This is a genomic window from Streptomyces aureus (assembly GCF_000725495.1).
Classification (GTDB): domain Bacteria; phylum Actinomycetota; class Actinomycetes; order Streptomycetales; family Streptomycetaceae; genus Streptomyces; species Streptomyces aureus_B.
This window is the reverse complement of the sequence record NZ_JNZD01000037.1, coordinates 17,270-36,220: the sequence shown is the minus strand read 5'-3', so window position 1 is coordinate 36,220 and position 18,951 is coordinate 17,270. Positions and strand designations below refer to the sequence as shown.

General features: G+C 71.7%; 11 protein-coding genes. 10 read left to right on the top strand and 1 reads right to left on the bottom strand.

All coding sequences use genetic code 11. The features are described 5' to 3' along the window. Positions 1-100 precede the first annotated feature (100 nt). Positions 101-526: an Rv3654c family TadE-like protein gene (locus IO36_RS33190; protein WP_078943599.1), complete on the top strand. Its 426-nt coding sequence runs from the start codon at positions 101-103 to the stop codon at positions 524-526. 183 nt (positions 527-709) lie between these two features. Here IO36_RS33190 and IO36_RS33185 read toward each other — a convergent pair whose 3' ends face one another. After that, the gene (locus IO36_RS33185) at positions 710-3,220 is read right to left on the bottom strand and encodes a DEAD/DEAH box helicase (protein WP_037625429.1); all 2,511 of its coding nucleotides are present in this window, start codon (positions 3,218-3,220) and stop codon (positions 710-712) included. Between the two features lie 80 nt (positions 3,221-3,300). Here IO36_RS33185 and bldG point away from each other — a divergent pair, with 80 nt between their 5' ends. The 9 genes from bldG (at position 3,301) to IO36_RS33140 (ending at position 18,833) form a co-directional block, all read left to right on the top strand. Next, positions 3,301-3,654 carry an anti-sigma factor antagonist BldG gene (bldG, locus tag IO36_RS33180; protein ID WP_037625427.1) on the top strand — a complete coding sequence of 118 codons (354 nt, stop codon included), beginning with the start codon at positions 3,301-3,303 and terminating at the stop codon, positions 3,652-3,654. 102 nt (positions 3,655-3,756) lie between these two features. Then, a complete protein-coding gene (locus IO36_RS33175; RefSeq protein WP_037625424.1) occupies positions 3,757-4,194 on the top strand; it encodes an ATP-binding protein in 438 nt (145 codons plus the stop codon). Between the two features lie 312 nt (positions 4,195-4,506). After that, positions 4,507-6,915: a sodium-translocating pyrophosphatase gene (locus IO36_RS33170; protein ID WP_037625422.1), complete on the top strand. Its 2,409-nt coding sequence runs from the start codon at positions 4,507-4,509 to the stop codon at positions 6,913-6,915. Between the two features lie 231 nt (positions 6,916-7,146). After that, entirely contained in the window at positions 7,147-7,743 is a 597-nt protein-coding gene (locus tag IO36_RS33165) for a hypothetical protein (protein WP_037625420.1), read from the top strand. Between the two features lie 215 nt (positions 7,744-7,958). Further along, positions 7,959-9,488, top strand: a complete 1,530-nt coding sequence (locus tag IO36_RS33160) for a DUF7059 domain-containing protein (protein ID WP_209441307.1) — start codon at positions 7,959-7,961, stop codon at positions 9,486-9,488. 795 nt (positions 9,489-10,283) lie between these two features. After that, on the top strand, positions 10,284-10,481 hold the full coding sequence (locus IO36_RS33155; protein WP_037625419.1) for a hypothetical protein: 198 nt from the start codon (positions 10,284-10,286) through the stop codon (positions 10,479-10,481). A gap of 248 nt (positions 10,482-10,729) precedes the next feature. Further along, a complete protein-coding gene (gene topA, locus IO36_RS33150; RefSeq protein WP_037625417.1) occupies positions 10,730-13,546 on the top strand; it encodes a type I DNA topoisomerase in 2,817 nt (938 codons plus the stop codon). A 255-nt stretch (positions 13,547-13,801) separates the two neighbouring features. Then, complete coding sequence (tmk, locus tag IO36_RS33145) at positions 13,802-17,224, top strand: dTMP kinase (RefSeq protein WP_037625415.1); 3,423 nt, start codon at positions 13,802-13,804, stop codon at positions 17,222-17,224. Between the two features lie 403 nt (positions 17,225-17,627). Then, positions 17,628-18,833: a DNA polymerase III subunit delta' gene (locus IO36_RS33140; protein ID WP_037625414.1), complete on the top strand. Its 1,206-nt coding sequence runs from the start codon at positions 17,628-17,630 to the stop codon at positions 18,831-18,833. Positions 18,834-18,951 lie beyond the last annotated feature (118 nt).

Below are 18,951 nucleotides of genomic sequence, written 5' to 3'. Positions count from 1 at the left end.
ATGGGACTGAGGGGGACGCGGCGGTGGGCCGCTCGACGGTGAGGGACGGGACCGAGGGGGTCACGACGGTGGGGCGCTCGACCGTGGGGGTGAAGGGGAGATGAGGAGCCGGAGCCAGCGGTGCCTGCAGCGACGGAGGTGGCCACGTGCTGGGCGAAGAGGACGCCATGCGCCATGGAGTGCCTCCCGCGACAGAGGGTCGGCGACGGTGTGGACGGTGGGCGCGATCGCCGTGCTGTGTGCCGTCTTCGGGGCGGTGCTGTCGATGGGGCAGGCCGTCGTGGTCAGGCATCGGGCGGCGGGGGCCGCGGATCTGGCGGCCCTCGCGGCGGCGGATCACTGGAGCGACGGAGGCACGGCTGCCTGCGCCCGCGCGGAACGGGTGGCCCGGGCGCAGGGCGCGCGGATCGTGCGGTGCTCGGTCGACGGCCAGATCTCGGAGGTGACGGCGGCGTCCGGTACCGGTCTGATCACCGCCGAGGTGAGATCGCGGGCTGGGCCGGCAGGTCTCGCAGGCCGTTCCTGATGCCTCGGCCCTCCTTCGGGCTCCCCGTCAGGCTCCCGGCACCGGTCGAATCCCACCCGCGTTCAGCCGTTCGGCCGTACGCACCCAACTTTTGTCCAACCGGCCGACGACTGACTCTCCCCCGACCCGGCGGGTCCCCACCCGACTGCACCCGCCCTGTCGTCCCGCCCGGCTGCCGCCCACCTACACCCCGTCCGGCTGCACCGCACCCGAAGGCTCTCCACCCGAACGCTCCCCACCTGGCTCCTCCGGTGCCGCCCGGAGGAGTTCCGTGAGGAGGCGTACGGCGCCCCGTTTGTGCAGGGGTTCGTTGCCGTTCCCGCATTTGGGGGACTGGATGCAGGACGGGCAGCCGGCGTCGCACTCGCAGGAGGCGATGGCCCCCCGGGTGGCCGTGAGCCAGGAGCGGGCGGTGTGGAAGGCGCGCTCGGCGAATCCGGCGCCGCCCGGGTGGCCGTCGTAGACGAAGACGGTGGGCAGGAGCGTGTCCGGGTGGAGGGGGACGGAGACGCCGCCGATGTCCCAGCGGTCGCAGGTGGCGAACAGCGGGAGCATGCCGATAGAGGCGTGCTCGGCTGCGTGCAGGGTGCCGCCGAGGATCTCCGGGTTGATCCGGGCCGCGTCCAGCTGGTCCTCGGTGACCGTCCACCAGACGGCACGGGTGCGGAGGGTCCGGGGAGGGAGATCGAGCTTGGTCTCCCCGAGCACCTCACCCGTGATGACACGTCGACGGAGAAAGGAGACGACCTGGTTGGTGACTTCCACGGAGCCGTAGCACAACCGCCCGTCGCCCCAGGGGATTTCGGTGTCGGTCTCCAGGACGGCGATCGTGGTCGTGTCGCGGGCGACCGTCGAGTACGGCGGGCTGGCCTCCTCGACCAGGGCGACGGAGTCCTCCAGGTCCAGCGAGCGCACCAGGTACGTACGGCCCTGGTGCAGGTGGACCGCGCCCTCGTGGACCGCCGTGTGCGCGGCGGCCTCGTCGACCGTGCCCAGCAGGCGGCCGGTCCCTTCCTCGACGATCTGGACGGGGCTGCCGCCGCCCCCGCGGATGTCGGTCAGGTCGACGGCCCGCTCCCGGCGGGTCCAGTGCCAGGCCGCCGTCCGGCGGCGCAGCAGCTTCGCGGCCTCCAGCTGCGGCAGCAGGCCCGCGGCGGCGGGGCCGAACAGCTCCAGGTCCTCGTCCGTGAGGGGGATCTCGGAGGCGGCGGCGCACAGGTGGGGGGCCAGTACGTAGGGGTTGTCGGGGTCGAGGACCGTGGATTCCACCGGTTGGTCGAACAGGGCCTCGGGATGATGGACGAGGAAGGTGTCCAGCGGGTCGTCGCGGGCGACCAGGATCGCCAGCGCGCCCTCCCCGGAGCGGCCCGCGCGGCCGGCCTGCTGCCACAGGGAGGCGCGGGTGCCCGGGTAGCCGGAGATGACGACGGCGTCGAGGCCGGAGATGTCGACGCCGAGTTCGAGGGCGGTCGTGGCGGCGAGGCCGAGGAGTTCCCCGGAGTGCAGCGCGCCCTCCAGGGCTCGGCGCTCCTCGGGGAGGTAGCCGCCGCGGTAGGCGGCGACGCGCCGGGCCAGCGAACGGTCGATCTCGGCCAGGCGTTCCTGGGCGATGACGGCGATCAGCTCGGCGCCGCGCCGGGACCGTACGAAGGAGATCGAGCGCATGCCCTGGAGGGTCAGGTCGGTCAGCAGGTCGGCCGTCTCGGCGGTGGCGGTACGCCGAACGGGTGCACCTTTCTCGCCGTGGAGTTCGGTGAGCGGGGGCTCCCAGAGGGCGAACACGAGTTCCCCCCGCGGGGAGGCGTCGTCGGCGACCTCGACGACCGGGAGGCCGGTCAGGCGCCTCGCGGCGACCGAGGGCTCGGCGGCGGTGGCGGAGGCCAGCAGGAAGACGGGGGAGGCGCCGTAGCGGGCGCAGAGGCGGCGCAGGCGGCGCAGTACCTGGGCGACGTGGGAGCCGAAGACGCCGCGGTAGGTGTGGCACTCGTCGATGACGACGTAGCGCAGGGCGCGCAGGAAGGAGGACCAGCGGGGGTGGGAGGGCAATATCCCGCGGTGCAGCATGTCGGGGTTGGTCAGGACGTAGTTGGCGTACTGGCGCACCCATTCGCGTTCCTCGAAGGGGGTGTCGCCGTCGTACACGGCCGGGCGCACGGCGTTGCCCAGCGGCAGTGAAAGTTCCTTCACCGAGCGGCGCTGGTCGGCGGCCAGGGCCTTGGTGGGGGCCAGGTAGAGGGCGGTGGCGCCCCGGCCGTTCGGGGCCTCGGAGCCCTCCAGGAGTGCCGTCAGGACGGGGGCGAGGTAGGCCAGGGACTTGCCGGAGGCGGTGCCGGTGGCGACGATCACCGACTCGCCGTCCAGGGCGTGCTCGGCGACGCGCGCCTGGTGGGCCCAGGGGTGCTCGATGCCGGCGGCCTGCACGGCCGCGATGACCTCCGGACGGATCCGGTCGGGCCAGACGGCATGACGACCCTCTCGCGGGGGCAAGTGCTCCGTATGAGTGATGCGCGAAGACCGGCTCGGCCCCGAGGCGAGCCGGTCCAGGACGGTGCTCGGCGACGGGCGGGACGCGGTGTCCGCCGTGGATCGATCGGATCGGTGATTCTTGGCCATCGGCATCGAGTGTGTCACTGGCGTGACGGACAATGGGCCCAAGGCGTCGTGCACGCCTGCCGGTAAGTGATTGAATGCCATCGCGGCTGGCGAACCGTCCCGGGGGCTCTGCCGAGGTGTCCCATGGGGCGACCGCTCGATAGCAAGGTGCTGGAGGATCCGTGGACCTGTCCCTGTCGACTCGCAATGTGTCCGGCCCTAACGGCGACCGTACGGTCGTCGAGGTCGGCGGCGAAATCGATGTATATACCGCGCCCAAGCTGCGCGAGCAGCTGGTCGAGCTGGTGAACGACGGCAGCTTCCACCTCGTCGTCGACATGGAGGGCGTGGACTTCCTCGACTCCACCGGCCTCGGCGTTCTGGTGGGCGGCCTGAAGCGCGTCCGGGCCCATGAGGGCTCGCTGCGTCTGGTGTGCAACCAGGAGCGCATTCTGAAGATCTTCCGTATTACCGGTCTCACCAAGGTGTTCCCGATCCACACCTCGGTGGACGAGGCGGTCAACGCGACCGACTGACGGCCGGTCTCCCGGGTCGTGGGCCCGGCAACGCACAACACCGGGGACCGGGCCCCACGGCCCGGCCCCCAGACAGCACGCCCGTAGTTCAGAGGGGGATGCATGGCCACCGTTGAACTCCGCTTCAGCGCGCTGCCCGAGCACGTCAGGACCGCCCGACTGGTGGCGGCAGCGGTGGCGCGCAGGGCCGGAGTGGACGAGGCCGTCCTCGACGAGGTCCGGCTCGCTGTCGGTGAAGCTTGCACGCGTGCCGTCGGACTGCACCAGAGCGGCGGTATCTCGGCGCCGGTGCATGTGGCGCTGATCGAGGAGGAGAAGCAGTTCTCCATCGAGGTCGGCGACGAGTCGCCGGGCTCGGTGCCCGGTGGGTCGGCGTCCGGCGCCAACCCGGACGGCTCGGACACGGAGACCGAGGAGGACGAGATGGGCCTCGCGGTCATCAGCGGCCTCGTCGACGACGTGGAAGTCATCGCCGGAGAGCACGGCGGACTGATCAGGATGAGCTGGCCCACCACGCCGCCGGCCGTCGCTCTTCCCTGACAGCAGCCTCTCTTTATTTGTCCTGAAGGGCCCTACTCGGTGGGGCCCTTCGGCATGTCCGGGAACTTTCGTTCGTCCATATGGTGATCGCACTCGGCGTTTCGTGAATTGATTCACGATCAGTGGCGCGATAATTGGATCAAGCGTCCACGCTTCTGGGGCATTACTGCATTGGGGTCCGTAGACGCCTGTCGATCATTTGCCGAAGAGCAAGTGAAGGCTAATTCCGCTTACCGCGCACTGTTTTGATCAGGTTCCGGTACCTAGAATCCGTCCACATCTTGAGCTCAGCCCAAGCGTCAAGGAGGACGAATGGCGGGGCTTTCTACCCCTCATCAGTTTGATCACCCCACAACCCTCGCAGCCGCGGTTCTGACGTCCGGCAACCGTCTGATCGTGATGGTCATCGCGGTCGTCGCCGTGGCGGCACTCGTGGTCGCCGGGATCCTGGTGCGCCAGGTTCTCGCGGCCGGCGAGGGCACCGACAGCATGAAGAAGATCGCGACGGCGATCCAGGAAGGCGCGAACGCCTACCTGGGGCGTCAGATGCGCACGCTCGGCGTATTCGCCGCCGTGGTGTTCTTCCTGCTCATGCTGCTGCCCGCGGACGACTGGAATCAGCGTGCCGGAAGGTCGATCTTCTTCCTGATCGGCGCGGTGTTCTCGGCGACCACCGGCTATATCGGTATGTGGCTCGCCGTACGGAGCAATGTCCGCGTGGCCGCCGCGGCAAGGGAAGCGACCCCGGCGAAGGGTGAACCCGCAAAGGATCTCACCGCCGTCTCGCACAAAGCCATGAAGATCGCTTTCCGCACCGGTGGCGTCGTCGGCATGTTCACGGTGGGGCTCGGTCTGCTGGGAGCCTCCTGCGTGGTGCTCGTGTACGCGGCCGACGCGCCGAAGGTCCTCGAGGGCTTCGGTCTGGGCGCGGCGCTGATCGCCATGTTCATGCGTGTCGGCGGCGGCATCTTCACCAAGGCCGCCGACGTCGGGGCCGACCTGGTCGGCAAGGTCGAGCAGGGCATCCCGGAGGACGACCCGCGCAACGCCGCGACCATCGCCGACAACGTCGGCGACAACGTGGGCGACTGCGCCGGTATGGCCGCGGACCTCTTCGAGTCCTACGCCGTGACGCTCGTCGCCGCGCTGATCCTCGGCAAGGTGGCGTTCGGCGACTCCGGGCTCGCGTTCCCGCTCATCGTGCCCGCGATCGGCGTCCTGACCGCGATGGTCGGCATCTTCGCGGTGGCGCCCCGGCGCTCCGACCGCAGCGGCATGTCCGCGATCAACCGCGGGTTCTTCATCTCCGCGGTGATCTCGCTCGTGCTGGTCGCCCTCGCCGTCTACATCTACCTTCCGGGGACCTACGGCGAACTGGACGGGGTCACGGACGCGGCGATCAAGGCCAAGGACGGCGATCCGCGGGTCCTCGCGGTCGTCGCGGTCGCGATCGGCATCGTCATGGCCGCGCTCATCCAGCAGTTGACCGGCTACTTCACCGAGACCAGCCGCCGTCCCGTCCGGGACATCGGCAAGAGCTCACTGACCGGCGCGGCCACCGTCGTCCTCGCCGGAATCTCCATCGGTCTCGAATCGGCCGTCTACACCGCCCTGTTGATCGGCCTCGGCGTGTACGGGGCGTTCCTGCTGGGCGGTACGTCGATCATGCTGGCGCTGTTCGCCGTGGCACTCGCCGGAACGGGCCTGCTCACCACGGTCGGTGTCATCGTCGCGATGGACACCTTCGGGCCCGTCTCCGACAACGCGCAGGGCATCGCAGAGATGTCCGGCGACGTCGAGGGCGCGGGCGCGCAGGTGCTCACCGACCTGGACGCCGTCGGCAACACCACCAAAGCCATCACCAAGGGCATCGCCATCGCGACCGCCGTCCTCGCGGCCTCGGCCCTCTTCGGCTCGTACCGCGACGCGATCACCACCGCCGCGAACGACGTGGGGGAGAAGGTCTCGGGCGCGGGCGCTCCGATGAACCTGATGATGGACATCTCGCAGCCCAACAACCTCGTGGGTCTCATCGTCGGCGCCGCGGTCGTCTTCCTCTTCTCGGGGCTGGCGATCAACGCGGTGTCGCGGTCCGCCGGGGCCGTGGTCTACGAAGTACGGCGGCAGTTCAGCGAACACCCCGGGATCATGGACTACTCGGAGAAGCCCGAGTACGGGCGCGTCGTCGACATCTGCACCAGGGACGCGCTGCGCGAACTCGCCACGCCGGGCCTGCTCGCGGTGCTCACGCCGATCGCGATCGGGTTCACCCTCGGGGTCGGCGCGCTCGGTTCGTTCCTCGCGGGCGCGATCGGCACCGGCACGCTGATGGCGGTCTTCCTCGCCAACTCCGGTGGCGCGTGGGACAACGCCAAGAAGCTCGTCGAGGACGGCCACCACGGCGGCAAGGGCAGCGAGGCCCATGAGGCGACGGTGATCGGCGACACCGTCGGCGACCCGTTCAAGGACACGGCCGGCCCCGCGATCAACCCGCTGCTGAAGGTCATGAACCTGGTGTCGCTGCTGATCGCCCCGGCCATCGTCAAGTTCTCGTACGGCGACGACAAGAGCGTCGGCGTACGGGTGTTCATCGCCATCCTCGCCCTCATCGTGATCGTGGGCGCCGTGTACGTCTCCAAGCGGCGCAGGATCACCATGGGCGACGAGGAGGACGACGACGAGGGCATCGCCAAGTCGGCCGATCCCGCGGTGGTTTCCTGACTCACGGGTTCCGAACCCCGAAACGGCACCGATTTCCCTGCCGGACCGGGTGATGGGCCAACGGGCGGGCGCACGGCGCGTGTTGACGCGTCGTGCGCCCGCCCCGTTCGTGTTCGCTCCGCGGTCGTGAGCCTTCTCTCGCTTGGTGCAAATGGCTTCAATAAGCTTCTTAACGGACATTCGCCTTGGGGTTGTCGCCCGCATGGCGTGTATGTTCCGGGGCCGAGAGCCATGGAAGGGACCAAACCGGTGAACAAGAAGCTCGCGGCCGCACTGTCCGGCGGTGCGGTACTGGTGATCGCGCTGTCGGGATGCAGCAGCAGTGACGACGGCGGCAACGACAAGCTGAACTCCTGGGCCAAGCAGGTCTGCGACGCGGTGAAGCCGCAGGCGCAGAAGATCGAGGAAGCGAACGCCGCGATCCAGAAGCAGACCTCGGACAACAGCACGCCGGAAGCCGTCCAGAAGACCGACGCACAGGCCTTCCAGGACATGTCCGACGCCTACAAGGCGATCGGCACCGCCGTCGACAACGCGGGGCCGCCGGACGTCGAGGACGGCAAGACGAAGCAGACCAACGCCGTCAAGGAGCTCAACACCATCTCGGCTTCGTACGCCGATCTGAAGACCCAGGTCGCCAAGCTCGACACCAAGGACCAGGCCAAGTTCGCCGAGGGCCTCAAGGGCATCGCCACCCAGCTCGGCAAGCTGAGCCAGAGCGGCAGCGACGCCCTGAAGCAGCTGGAGGAGGGCGACGTGGGCAAGGCGATGGCGCAGCAGGAGAGCTGCAAGTCGGCGTCCGGCACCCCGTCGGCGGCCAAGGGCTGAGTCCGTCCGCAGGGCCACACCCACAGGGCCACGGGAGAGCCCGGCACGCTTTCGTGCCGGGCTCTCGGCCTGTGCCGTGCGTGCCCGCGGACCCGACGTGCGGCACGCACGGCCGCGGGCCCTGGCGCGCGGTGTCGTGCCCTCCGCTCCACCCCGTTGTCCACAGGTGCGGCTCTGTCCACAGGTGTGGGTACCGATGGGCGACAGCGGACACAATGGGAGGCGTGAGCCACACCAGCCTGTCACCGTTGCCCTCGTCCGATCGTTCCGACATCGCCGCCCGGCTGCGGAGAGCCCTCCTCGACGCCTCGTTCACCGCGGACGGTCTCCTCGACCTGCTCGGCGCCCCCGCGTACGCGGCGCTGGCGCGCAGCGAGACCGTGCCCGCGCTCCGGGCGACCCGCGGGGACACACCGCTGGAGACGCTCGTACGGCTGTTCCTGCTGCAGCAGCCCGTGCCGCACGAGCGTGTGGCGGACGTGCTGCCCGTCGAGGACGCCCTGGAGAGCGGCTGGCTCACCCGGACGGGCGGCGACGAGGTGGCCGCGAGCGTCGACATCCGGCCCTACGGCGGACCCGACGGCGAGGACTGGTTCATCGTGTCCGACCTCGGCTGCGCGGTCGGCGGCGCCGGGGGCATCGGCAGCCGTGAGGAGGGCGTCGTCCTCGGAGTCGGAGGCGCCTCCACCACCCTCGCCGGCATCACCGTGCGGGAGCCCGTCGGCTCCGCGCTCGACCTCGGCACCGGCTCCGGGATCCAGGCCCTGCACGTCGCGCAGCACGCCACGCGGGTGACGGCCACCGATCTGAACCCCCGCGCGCTGGAGATCGCCGCGCTCACCCTCGCGCTCTCCGGTGCCCCGGCCGCCGACCTGCGCCAGGGTTCCCTCTTCGAACCGGTCCGCGCCGACGAGACCTACGACCTGATCGTCTCCAACCCGCCGTTCGTGATCTCGCCGGGTGCCCGGCTGACCTACCGCGACGGCGGGATGGGCGGCGACGATCTGTGCCGCACGCTCGTTCAGGAGGCGGGGGACCGGCTGAACGAAGGCGGGTACGCACAGTTCCTGGCCAACTGGCAGCACGTGGAGGGCGAGGACTGGCAGGACAGGCTGCGCTCCTGGGTGCCGCGCGGCTGTGACGCGTGGATCGTGCAGCGCGAGGTGCAGGACGTCACGCAGTACGCGGAGCTGTGGCTGCGCGACTCGGGCGACCACCGGGCCGACCCGGCCGACTACCAGGCGCGGTACGACGCGTGGCTCGACGAGTTCGAGGCCCGCAAGGTCAAGGCCGTCGGCTTCGGATGGATCACCCTGCGCCGGACGGCGGCCGCCGAGCCGTCGATCACCGTCGAGGAGTGGCCGCACTCCGTCGAGCAGCCGCTCGGCGACGCCGTGCGCGAGCACTTCGACCGGGTCGACTACCTGAGACGGCACGACGACGCGGGTCTGCTCGCCGGGCACTTCAGACTCGTGGCGGAGGTCGTGCAGGAGCAGGTCGGACTGCCCGGCGCCGAGGACCCGGAGCACGTGGTGCTGCGCCAGCACCGGGGCATGCGCCGGGCCACCAAGGTGGACACGGTCGGCGCGGGCTTCGCCGGTGTGTGCGACGGCACGCTGAGCGCGGGGCGCATCCTCGACGCCATCGCCCAACTCGTCGGCGAGGACCCGGTGATGCTGCGGGACCGCACGCCCGCGCAGATCCGCCTGCTGGTCGAGCAGGGCTTCCTGGAGCCGGTCGAGTAACCGGTCCACGCCGGTGATCCCGGAGGGCCGCGCCACGCCGAGGCGAGGACGGAGGCTCGCGCGGGCCTGCCGGTCCTCCGGTCGGCTGGGCCTGCCGCCTACCGGCCAGCTGGGCCTGCGCCCTACCCGTCCTTCGGCCCACCGGTTGTCACGGCCGTGCGATCCCTTCGGCCTCCCCCCCCACCCACCGGCCGGCAGGACCCGCGGCCCCTTCGGCTTGTGGCCCGCCGGCTGTCAGGCCCCCGCGGTCCCTTCGGCCCCGGCCCGCCGCCCGACAGGCCCGTGGCCCCCCTCGGCCCCGGCCCGGTCCCTCCGCCGTCTCGGCGGTCGCGGACCGGCTCAGAGGCAGGGAGCGCAGGGGCACGCGACGCCCCTCCCAAAACCGGCCAACATCCGAGGAGCCGCGGACCCTCCGCCACCCGTGGCTCATGCTCTTCCCCGTATACGTCTCCTCTGTCTCCGCCCCCGTGCCTGCTTCCGCTTTCACTCCGTTTCCGACTCCGCTTCCGGCTCAGCCCCCGAGCCTCCGCCGCCTCCCTCTTCCTCCCCGTCCTCGCCCCGCTCCTCCTGCCGCGACCCTGCGTCGGCCTCCCCGGTGACGACGGATTCGCCACAGTCGGTGGCGTGACGGAGGCGTCGGCGGGAAGCGGACGGGTGGCGTGGACCGAGGGGCCGGGTGCCGGGGCGGGGCCTCATGGGGTGCCGGTCGCCCGGCGTTCACCGTGGGTTCGTACGCAGGCCGCCGGGGCGTGTCAGCCTCCCGATCCTGAGGTCCCGGGGTGAAAGGAAAGAGCCATGGAAAGCGGGCCGGCGATCTTCGCGGGGCTGGTGTTCGCCCTGTTCGGAGGCGCAATCCTGGCCTGGACGATGGTCCGGGTGCGGCAGGGCGAGCCGGTCGCCCACGGTGTGAACCGCGTCGCATCGGCGACCCTCGCGAGCGTCGCCGGAAGCATGGCCCTGGCGCTCGGGGTGTGGTGCTTCACGCGCGTGTGAGACCGCGCGTGAGGGACGCGGCCCGGGTAACTGGGAAGTTACCCTCCGGATAGGCGCGGAAGGGCAGGTCGACACTCCGGGCGGCAGGAATGGCGGTAGTCGGGTTACCGTTCGAGTGGCCGTTGCGGGCTTTTCCCGTTTGACACGGGGGCGGGATGTACCGTCACACTCCGCAGCGTCAGCATGACCCGACCCCTCGGGAGCCGAGCCCCGAGGAGATTCCGCGTCGACCGGAGAGAAGAGCGAAGTTGTCCCCGACCAGCGACACCGCACACGGCGGCCGCCGACTCGTCATCGTCGAGTCGCCTGCCAAGGCGAAGACGATCAAGGGCTACCTCGGCCCCGGCTATGTCGTCGAAGCGAGCGTCGGGCACATCCGCGACCTCCCCAACGGCGCCGCGGAGGTGCCGGAGAAGTACACCGGTGAGGTCCGCCGCCTCGGTGTGGACGTCGAACACGACTTCCAGCCGATCTATGTGGTCAACGCCGATAAGAAGGCCCAGGTCAAGAAGCTCAAGGACCTGCTGAAGGATTCCGACGAGCTCTTCCTCGCCACCGATGAGGACCGCGAGGGCGAGGCCATCGCGTGGCACCTCCTCGAGGTCCTGAAGCCCAAGGTCCCCGTCCACCGCATGGTCTTCCACGAGATCACCAAGGACGCGATCCGCAGCGCCGTCGCCAACCCGCGCGAGCTGAACAAGCGCATGGTCGACGCGCAGGAGACCCGCCGCATCCTCGACCGCCTCTACGGCTACGAGGTCTCGCCGGTCCTGTGGAAGAAGGTCATGCCGCGGCTGTCGGCGGGCCGCGTCCAGTCCGTGGCGACCCGCCTCGTCGTCGAGCGGGAGCGCGAGCGCATCGCGTTCCGCTCCGCCGAGTACTGGGACCTGACCGGCACCTTCGGCACCGGCCGCACCGGTGACGCGAGCGACCCCTCCAACCTCGTCGCCCGTCTGACCTCGGTCGACGGCAAGCGGGTCGCCCAGGGCCGCGACTTCGACTCGCTCGGCCAGATCAAGAGCGCGAACACGCTCCACCTGGACGAGACGAACGCCCGCGCGCTCGCCGCCGCCCTCCAGGACACGAACTTCGCCGTCCGCTCGGTCGAGTCCAAGCCCTACCGCCGCTCGCCGTACGCGCCGTTCCGCACGACGACGCTCCAGCAGGAGGCCTCGCGCAAGCTCGGCTTCGGTGCGAAGGCGACCATGCAGGTGGCGCAGAAGCTGTACGAGAACGGCTTCATCACCTATATGCGTACGGACTCCACGACCCTGTCGGACACGGCGGTCACGGCCGCGCGCGCCCAGGTCACCCAGCTGTACGGCGCCGACTACCTGCCGGCGCAGCCGCGTACGTACGCCGGGAAGGTCAAGAACGCCCAGGAGGCGCACGAGGCGATCCGCCCTTCGGGTGATCGTTTCCGCACCCCCGCCGAGACGGGACTGACCGGCGACCAGTTCAAGCTGTACGAGCTGATCTGGAAGCGGACCGTCGCCTCCCAGATGAAGGACGCGGTCGGCAACTCCGTCACCGTGAAGATCGCCGGCACCTCGGCCGACGGCCGGGACGCCGAGTTCAGCGCGTCCGGCAAGACGATCACATTCCACGGCTTCCTCAAGGCCTACGTCGAGGGCGCGGACGACCCGAACGCCGAGCTCGACGACCGTGAGCGCCGGCTGCCGCAGGTCGCCGAGGGCGACCCGCTGTCCGCCGAGGAGATCACGGTCGACGGCCACGCCACCAAGCCGCCGGCCCGCTACACCGAGGCCTCGCTGGTCAAGGAGCTCGAAGAGCGCGAGATCGGCCGCCCGTCGACGTACGCGTCGATCATCGGCACGATCCTCGACCGCGGTTACGTCTTCAAGAAGGGGACGGCCCTCGTGCCCTCCTTCCTGTCGTTCGCCGTGGTCAACCTTCTGGAGAAGCACTTCGGGCGGCTCGTCGACTACGACTTCACCGCCAAGATGGAGGACGACCTCGACCGCATCGCCCGCGGTGAGGCGCAGGCCGTGCCGTGGCTCAAGCGCTTCTACTTCGGCGAGGGCGACGCGACCGGTGCCGCCGACGCGGGCAACGGCGACGGCGACCACCTGGGCGGCCTCAAGGAGCTCGTCACCGACCTGGGCGCCATCGACGCCCGCGAGGTGTCCTCGTTCCCGGTCGGCAACGACATCGTGCTGCGCGTCGGCCGCTACGGCCCGTACGTCGAGCGCGGGGAGAAGGACGCCGAGAACCACCAGCGCGCCGACGTCCCCGAGGACCTGGCCCCGGACGAGCTGACCGTCGAGCTCGCCGAGGAACTGCTCGCCAAGCCGAGCGGTGACTTCGAGCTGGGCGCCGACCCGCAGACGGGCCACCAGATCATCGCCAAGGACGGCCGCTACGGCCCGTACGTCACCGAGGTGCTCCCCGAGGGCACCCCGAAGACCGGCAAGAACGCCGTGAAGCCGCGTACGGCCTCGCTGTTCAAGTCCATGGCCCTCGACACGGTGACGCTCGAGGACGCGCTCAAGCTGATGTCGCTGCCCCGCGTCGTCGGCACGGACGCCGAGGGCGTCGAGATCACCGCGCAGAACGGGCGCTACGGGCCGTACCTGAAGAAGGGCACGGACTCCCGGTCGCTCACCGCCGAGGACCAGCTGTTCACCATCACGCTGGAAGAGGCGCTGGAGATCTACTCCCAGCCGAAGCAGCGGGGCCGCGCGGCCGCCAAGCCGCCGCTGAAGGAACTGGGCACCGACCCGGTCAGCGAGAAGCCGGTCGTGGTCAAGGACGGCCGCTTCGGACCGTACGTGACCGACGGCGAGACGAACGCGACCCTGCGCTCCGGCGACAGCGTCGAGGACATCACGCCGGAGCGCGGGTACGAGCTGCTCGCCGAGAAGCGTGCCAAGGGCCCGGCCAAGAAGACCGCGAAGAAGACGGCGGCCAAGAAGGCTCCCGCCAAGAAGGCACCGGCCAAGAAGACCGCCGCCAAGAAGACGACGGCTGCGAAGACGACGGCCACGAAGGCACCCGCCAAGAAGACCGCCGCAGCGAAGAAGACGGCCGCCTCCGAAGGCTGAGCCGTCGGCCCGGCGAGGGCGGGAGCGGGCAGGTGCCCGAGCCCGCCTCGGCGCGGCAGCCCGCCTCGGCCCGCCGCAGCCGGCCCGGGCCCGCGTCGGCCCGTCTCAGCCCTCCGAAATTTCCGCGATTTCGGTGGCCGGGGACCGGCCCGGACCCACGTCAGAGAGCGGAAGCCCCTACACCATTTGGTGTGGGGGCGTCCGTTTGTTCGGGCACCCCTTCGGGGAGTCAGCGGGTCCGGATAGGCTGGCAGGATGACGCGAGCCGAGCAGCCAACGGCCCACAACTGGGCCCCCGACGAAGCCCTGGTCGCGGATTCGCGCGAGCGTGCCGTCCGCGCGCTGCTGCGGCAACCGCAGCTGAAGCGGTTGTGGAGCGCCCACCTCGTGGGAGGAGTCGCGGACGCGCTGTCCCTGCTCGTCCTGGTGATCCTTGCCCTCCAGGCGGCGGTCTTCGAGGGCTCCTTCGGCGGCGGCGTCCGTGGTGCCGCCCTAGCCGTGGCGGCCGTCTTCGGAACCCGCGTCCTCGCGACCCTCCTCTTCGGAGCCGTGCTCCTCGGGCCGCTGACGTCGCTCACCTCGCCCGACGGACCCCTCGACCGGCGCTGGACCATGCTCGGAGCCGACGGCCTGCGGGCCGCGCTCCTCATCGTCGCGCCCCTGTTCATCGACTGGACCCCGGACAACGCGCTCGCCGTGCTCCTGGTGATCGTCTTCGTCACCGGGGTCGCCGAGCGGTTCTGGACCGTGTGCCGGGAGAGCGCGGCCCCCGCGCTGCTGCCCGCGCCGCCGCTGGAGGGCGCCACCGTGCGCCCCCTGCCGGACCACATGGACGCGCTGCGGCGGCTGTCCCTGCGGACCTCGTTCGTCTCCGTGCCGCTGGCGGCGCTCGCCCTGGTCGCCGTCTCGCTCGTCAGCAACATGCTGGGCGCCGGGATCGACTGGTTCCACCTGCACCAGGCGGCCCTCGCCTCGTACGTCGCGGCCGGACTGTTCGCGGCCTCCCTGTCGGTCGTCACCTTCCTCGAACTGCCCGACGCCCGCACCCCGCGCCCCCGGTCGCCGCTCGAAGGACTGCGCCGCCCGAAGACGGGCACCGCGGGCGACAAGGGACGCACCGGCGCGATCCCGCTCCTGGTACCCGCCTGCGCGGCCGTCGCCGGCGCGATCTCCGCCGCCGTCGCCGTCTCCGTGCTCGACGCCATCGACCTGGGCGGCGGACCGGTGCTGTACGGGCTGCTGGTGCTGGCCCTGACCGGCGGTGTCGTCGCCGGCATCCGCACCGCGCCCTCGCTGCTCCCGTCGCTCTCGCGGCGCAGGCTGCTCGCCCTCGCGATCGCCTTCACCGGGATCATGCTTCTGGCCGCCGGGCTCGTCCCGGACGTCACCACCGTGCTGCTGATCGTCGCCTTCGCCGGAGTCGGCGCGGGCGTCGCCGCCAACACCGGGCACGCACTGCTCGACCAGGAGACCGAGGACTACCGGCGCGCCCGCACGACCGAACACCTCCACGCGGTCGTGAGGGTCTTCGTGGCGGTCGGCGCGATCGTGGCGCCGCTGGTGGCCGCGGCCATCGGCCCGCACCGGCTGGAGAACGGCAAGTTCGTGTTCGCGCACGGCGGCGCCGCCTTCACCCTCATGCTGGTCGGCGCGCTTCTGCTGCCCGTCGCCGCGCTGGTGCTCGCCAAGGTCGACGACCGCTCCGGCGTGCCGCTGCGCAAGGACCTGCTGGACGCCCTGCGCGGCGGGGACGACCCGGCGCAGGTGCCCGCGACGAACGGCTTCTTCATCGCCCTGGAGGGCGGCGACGGAGCCGGCAAGTCCACCCAGGCGCAGGCCCTCGCCGACTGGATCCGGGCCAAGGGCCACGAGGTCGTGGTGACCCGTGAGCCGGGCGCCACGCCGGTCGGCAAGCGGCTGCGCTCGATCCTCCTCGACGTGTCGTCCGCGGGCCTCTCGCACCGCGCCGAGGCGCTCCTGTACGCCGCCGACCGCGCGGAGCACGTCGACACGGTCGTCCGTCCCGCGCTGGAGCGGGGCGCCATCGTCATCTCCGACCGCTACATCGACTCGTCCGTGGCCTACCAGGGCGCGGGCCGCGACCTGTCGCCCACGGAGATCGCCCGCATCAACCGCTGGGCGACCAACGGACTCGTCCCGCATCTGACCGTTCTGCTGGACGTGTCGCCGGAAGCCGCCCGCGAGCGGTTCACCGAGGCGCCCGACCGGCTGGAGTCGGAGCCGCTGGAGTTCCACGCGCGTGTGCGCTCCGGTTTCCTGACGCTCGCCGCCGCCGACCCGGGCCGCTACCTGGTGGTCGACGCCGCGCAGGAGCCCGAGGCCGTCACCACGGTCGTACGGCACCGTCTCGACGTCCTGCTGCCCCTGTCCGAGGCCGAGGTGAAGGCCCAGGAGGAGGCGCGCAGGGCGGCCGAGGAGGAGGCCCGGCGCAAGGCCGAGGAAGAGGCCGCGCGCAAGGCCGAGGAGGAGCGTCTGGAGCGCGAGCGCCAGGCCCAGCTCGCCAAGCTGCGCGCCGAGGAGGAGGAGCGCAAGCAGCGGGAGCTGGAGGAGGCCCAGCGCCGTGAGGCCGAGCGCCAGGCGGAGGAGGCACGGCAGCGTGCCGAGGAGGCCCGTCGCCGCGCCGAGGAGGAGCGGGCCCGGCTGCTCGCCGAGGAAGAGGCCCGCGCCGCGGAGCAGGAGCGGGCGCGCCGGCAGGCCGAGGAGGAGGCGCGGCTGCGCGCCGAGGCCGAGGAGCGCCGGCTGGAGAAGCAGCGCAAGGCCGAGGAGGCGTTGCTGAGGGCCGAGGAGGCCCGGCGGATCGCCGCGGAGGCGGCCGCCGCCTCGGCCGCCGCGGCGGCTTCGGCCGAGGCCGCGGTCTCGGGCACCGCAGCCGCTCCGAAGGCGGACGGCCCCGAGGGGGACGGTCCGAAGGCGGACGGTCCGAAGGGATCTGAGTCCAAGGCCGGGACGGGACGCGACACCGGTGGCACCGCGCCGGCCAAGGCATCCCCGTCCGCGCCCGCTTCGTCCGCTTCCCGTTCCGCGTCCAAGCCCTCGTGGCCCGCGGCCGCTTCGGCGTCGGACAACGAGACGACGGTTCCCACGCCCGTGGTCGCCGATCCGGCGGCCTCTGCCGACGAGACCGCCGTGCTCCCGCCGGTACGACCGGACGAGGACCGTCGGGGCTCCCGCCGGGGCTCCCGTTCCGACGGCGAGGACACGGCCACGCTGCCGAAGCCGCCGGTTCCGGGCGGAGCGGCGGACGAGACGGCTGTCCTGCCGCCGGTATCCACGGGCGCTGCGGACGAGACGGCGGTGCTGCCGCCGGTTCCCCCGCGCGCGGCCGACGAGACGGCCGTCCTTCCTCCGGTACGGGACAGGGGCGCGGGGAGCCGCGGCGACGGACCGTCCCGTGATGCCGCGGACCGGATGCCCCGGGGCTTCTTCCGCGACGAGCGGCCGGCGGGATCCCCGGGCCCCTCGGACCGCACCCGGGAGCTGCCGCAGGTGGACGAGTCGGGCGCTCCCCGCCGCAGGCCCCGCCCCGACTGGGCCGAGGAGACCCCGCTCGACGACCTCCCGACCCTGGCGGACGAACTGCTGGGCCCGCGCGACGACGAGGACGACTGGGACGAGGATCCCGGGCGTGGCCGTGGTCGCGGCGGTCGGCGGCGCTAGTCCGGAGCCGGTGCGGCGCCGACACGGCCTCGGCACGGCGAGGCCGCCCCTGCCAGGAGTGGGGGCGGCTGATCCGGTGGGCGCCGATCCGAGCCGTGCCGGGTGGTGCCGAGCTGTGTTGGCCGGGCCGTTCCGGGCCGTGCCGGTCATCGGCCGGGGTCCGACGGCTGAACATCGAGCCCGGACCCGGGCTCGACCCGGGCCGGCCTGACCCGGACCGGGCCTGACTTGGGCCCGAGCCTGACGAGGGTCTGAGCCTGACTTGGGCCCGAGCCCGACGAGGGTCTGCGCCTGACCTGGGCCCGAGCCCGACCTGGACCCGGTCGGCCGGGTGGCCCGCGTTGTCAGTGGCGACCCGCACAATGGACGACGCGAGACAAAGTGCGACGGAAGGGCGGAGCCCGTGCCTGTGTGGGACGACCTGGTGGGCCAGGAGAAGGTGGGCGAGCAGCTCGCCGCCGCTGCCCGGGACGCCGACGCGCTCGTCACGGCGGCCGCCACGAACGCCCCGCTCCCCGAGGCGTCCAAGATGACCCACGCCTGGCTGTTCACCGGCCCGCCCGGCTCGGGCCGTTCCACGGCGGCGCGCGCCTTCGCCGCCTCGCTGCAGTGCGTCAGCCCTGACCGCGCGCTCGGCGGAGTCCCCGGCTGCGGGTTCTGCGACGGCTGCCACACGAGCCTGGTGGGCACCCACGCCGACGTGGAGATCGTCCGTACCGATCTGCTGTCCATCGGCGTCAAGGAGACCCGTGACCTGGTCCGTCGGGCCCAGCTGTCGCCCGCGGGCGGCCGCTGGCAGGTCATCGTCCTGGAGGACGCGGACCGCCTGACCGAGGGTGCGGGGAACGTCCTGCTCAAGGCCGTCGAGGAGCCCGCTCCCCGCACGGTCTGGCTGCTGTGCGCGCCGTCCATCGAGGACGTACTGCCCACCATCCGCTCCCGCTGCCGGCTGCTCACGCTGCGCACCCCGCCGGTGGAGGCCGTCGCCGACATCCTCGTCCGGCGTGACGGCATCGAGCCCGCCGTCGCCGCGGCCGCCGCGCGCGCCACGCAGGGCCACATCGGGCGGGCCCGCCGCCTCGCGACGGACCCGAGCGCCCGGCAGCGCCGTGCCGCCGTCCTCAAGCTCCCGCTGCGGATCGACGACATCGGTGGCTGCCTCAAGGCCGCCCAAGAGCTGATCGACACGGCCGCGGAGGACGCGAAGCAGCTCGCCGAGGAGGTCGACGTCAAGGAGACCGAGGAGCTGAAGGCCGCGCTCGGCGCCGCTCAGGGCGGTCGGATGCCGCGGGGCACGGCGGGCGTCATGAAGGAGCTGGAGGACCGGCAGAAGCGCCGGAGAACGCGGACGCAGCGCGACAGCCTGGACCTGGCCCTGATCGACCTCACCGGCTTCTACCGCGACGTGCTCGCCCTCCAGCTCGGTTCCCGGCTCGCCATCGCCAACGTGGAGGCGGAGGACGCGCTGGAGCGGCTGGCCCGCGGCAGCTCGCCGGAGTCCACCCTGCGCCGTATCGACGCGATCGCCGCCTGCCGCGACGCGCTCGACCGCAACGTCGCTCCGCTGCTGGCGGTGGAGGCGATGACGATGGCACTGCGCGCGGGCTGACCCGGCGGGATCGTGGCGCGGGCCCGTCTCGGGGTCGGGTGGCTCGACAGCGCGACAGCGACGGATCGACAGCGGCGGCTCGACAGCTCGGCGGCCCGGGTCGACCGATTGACCGCGT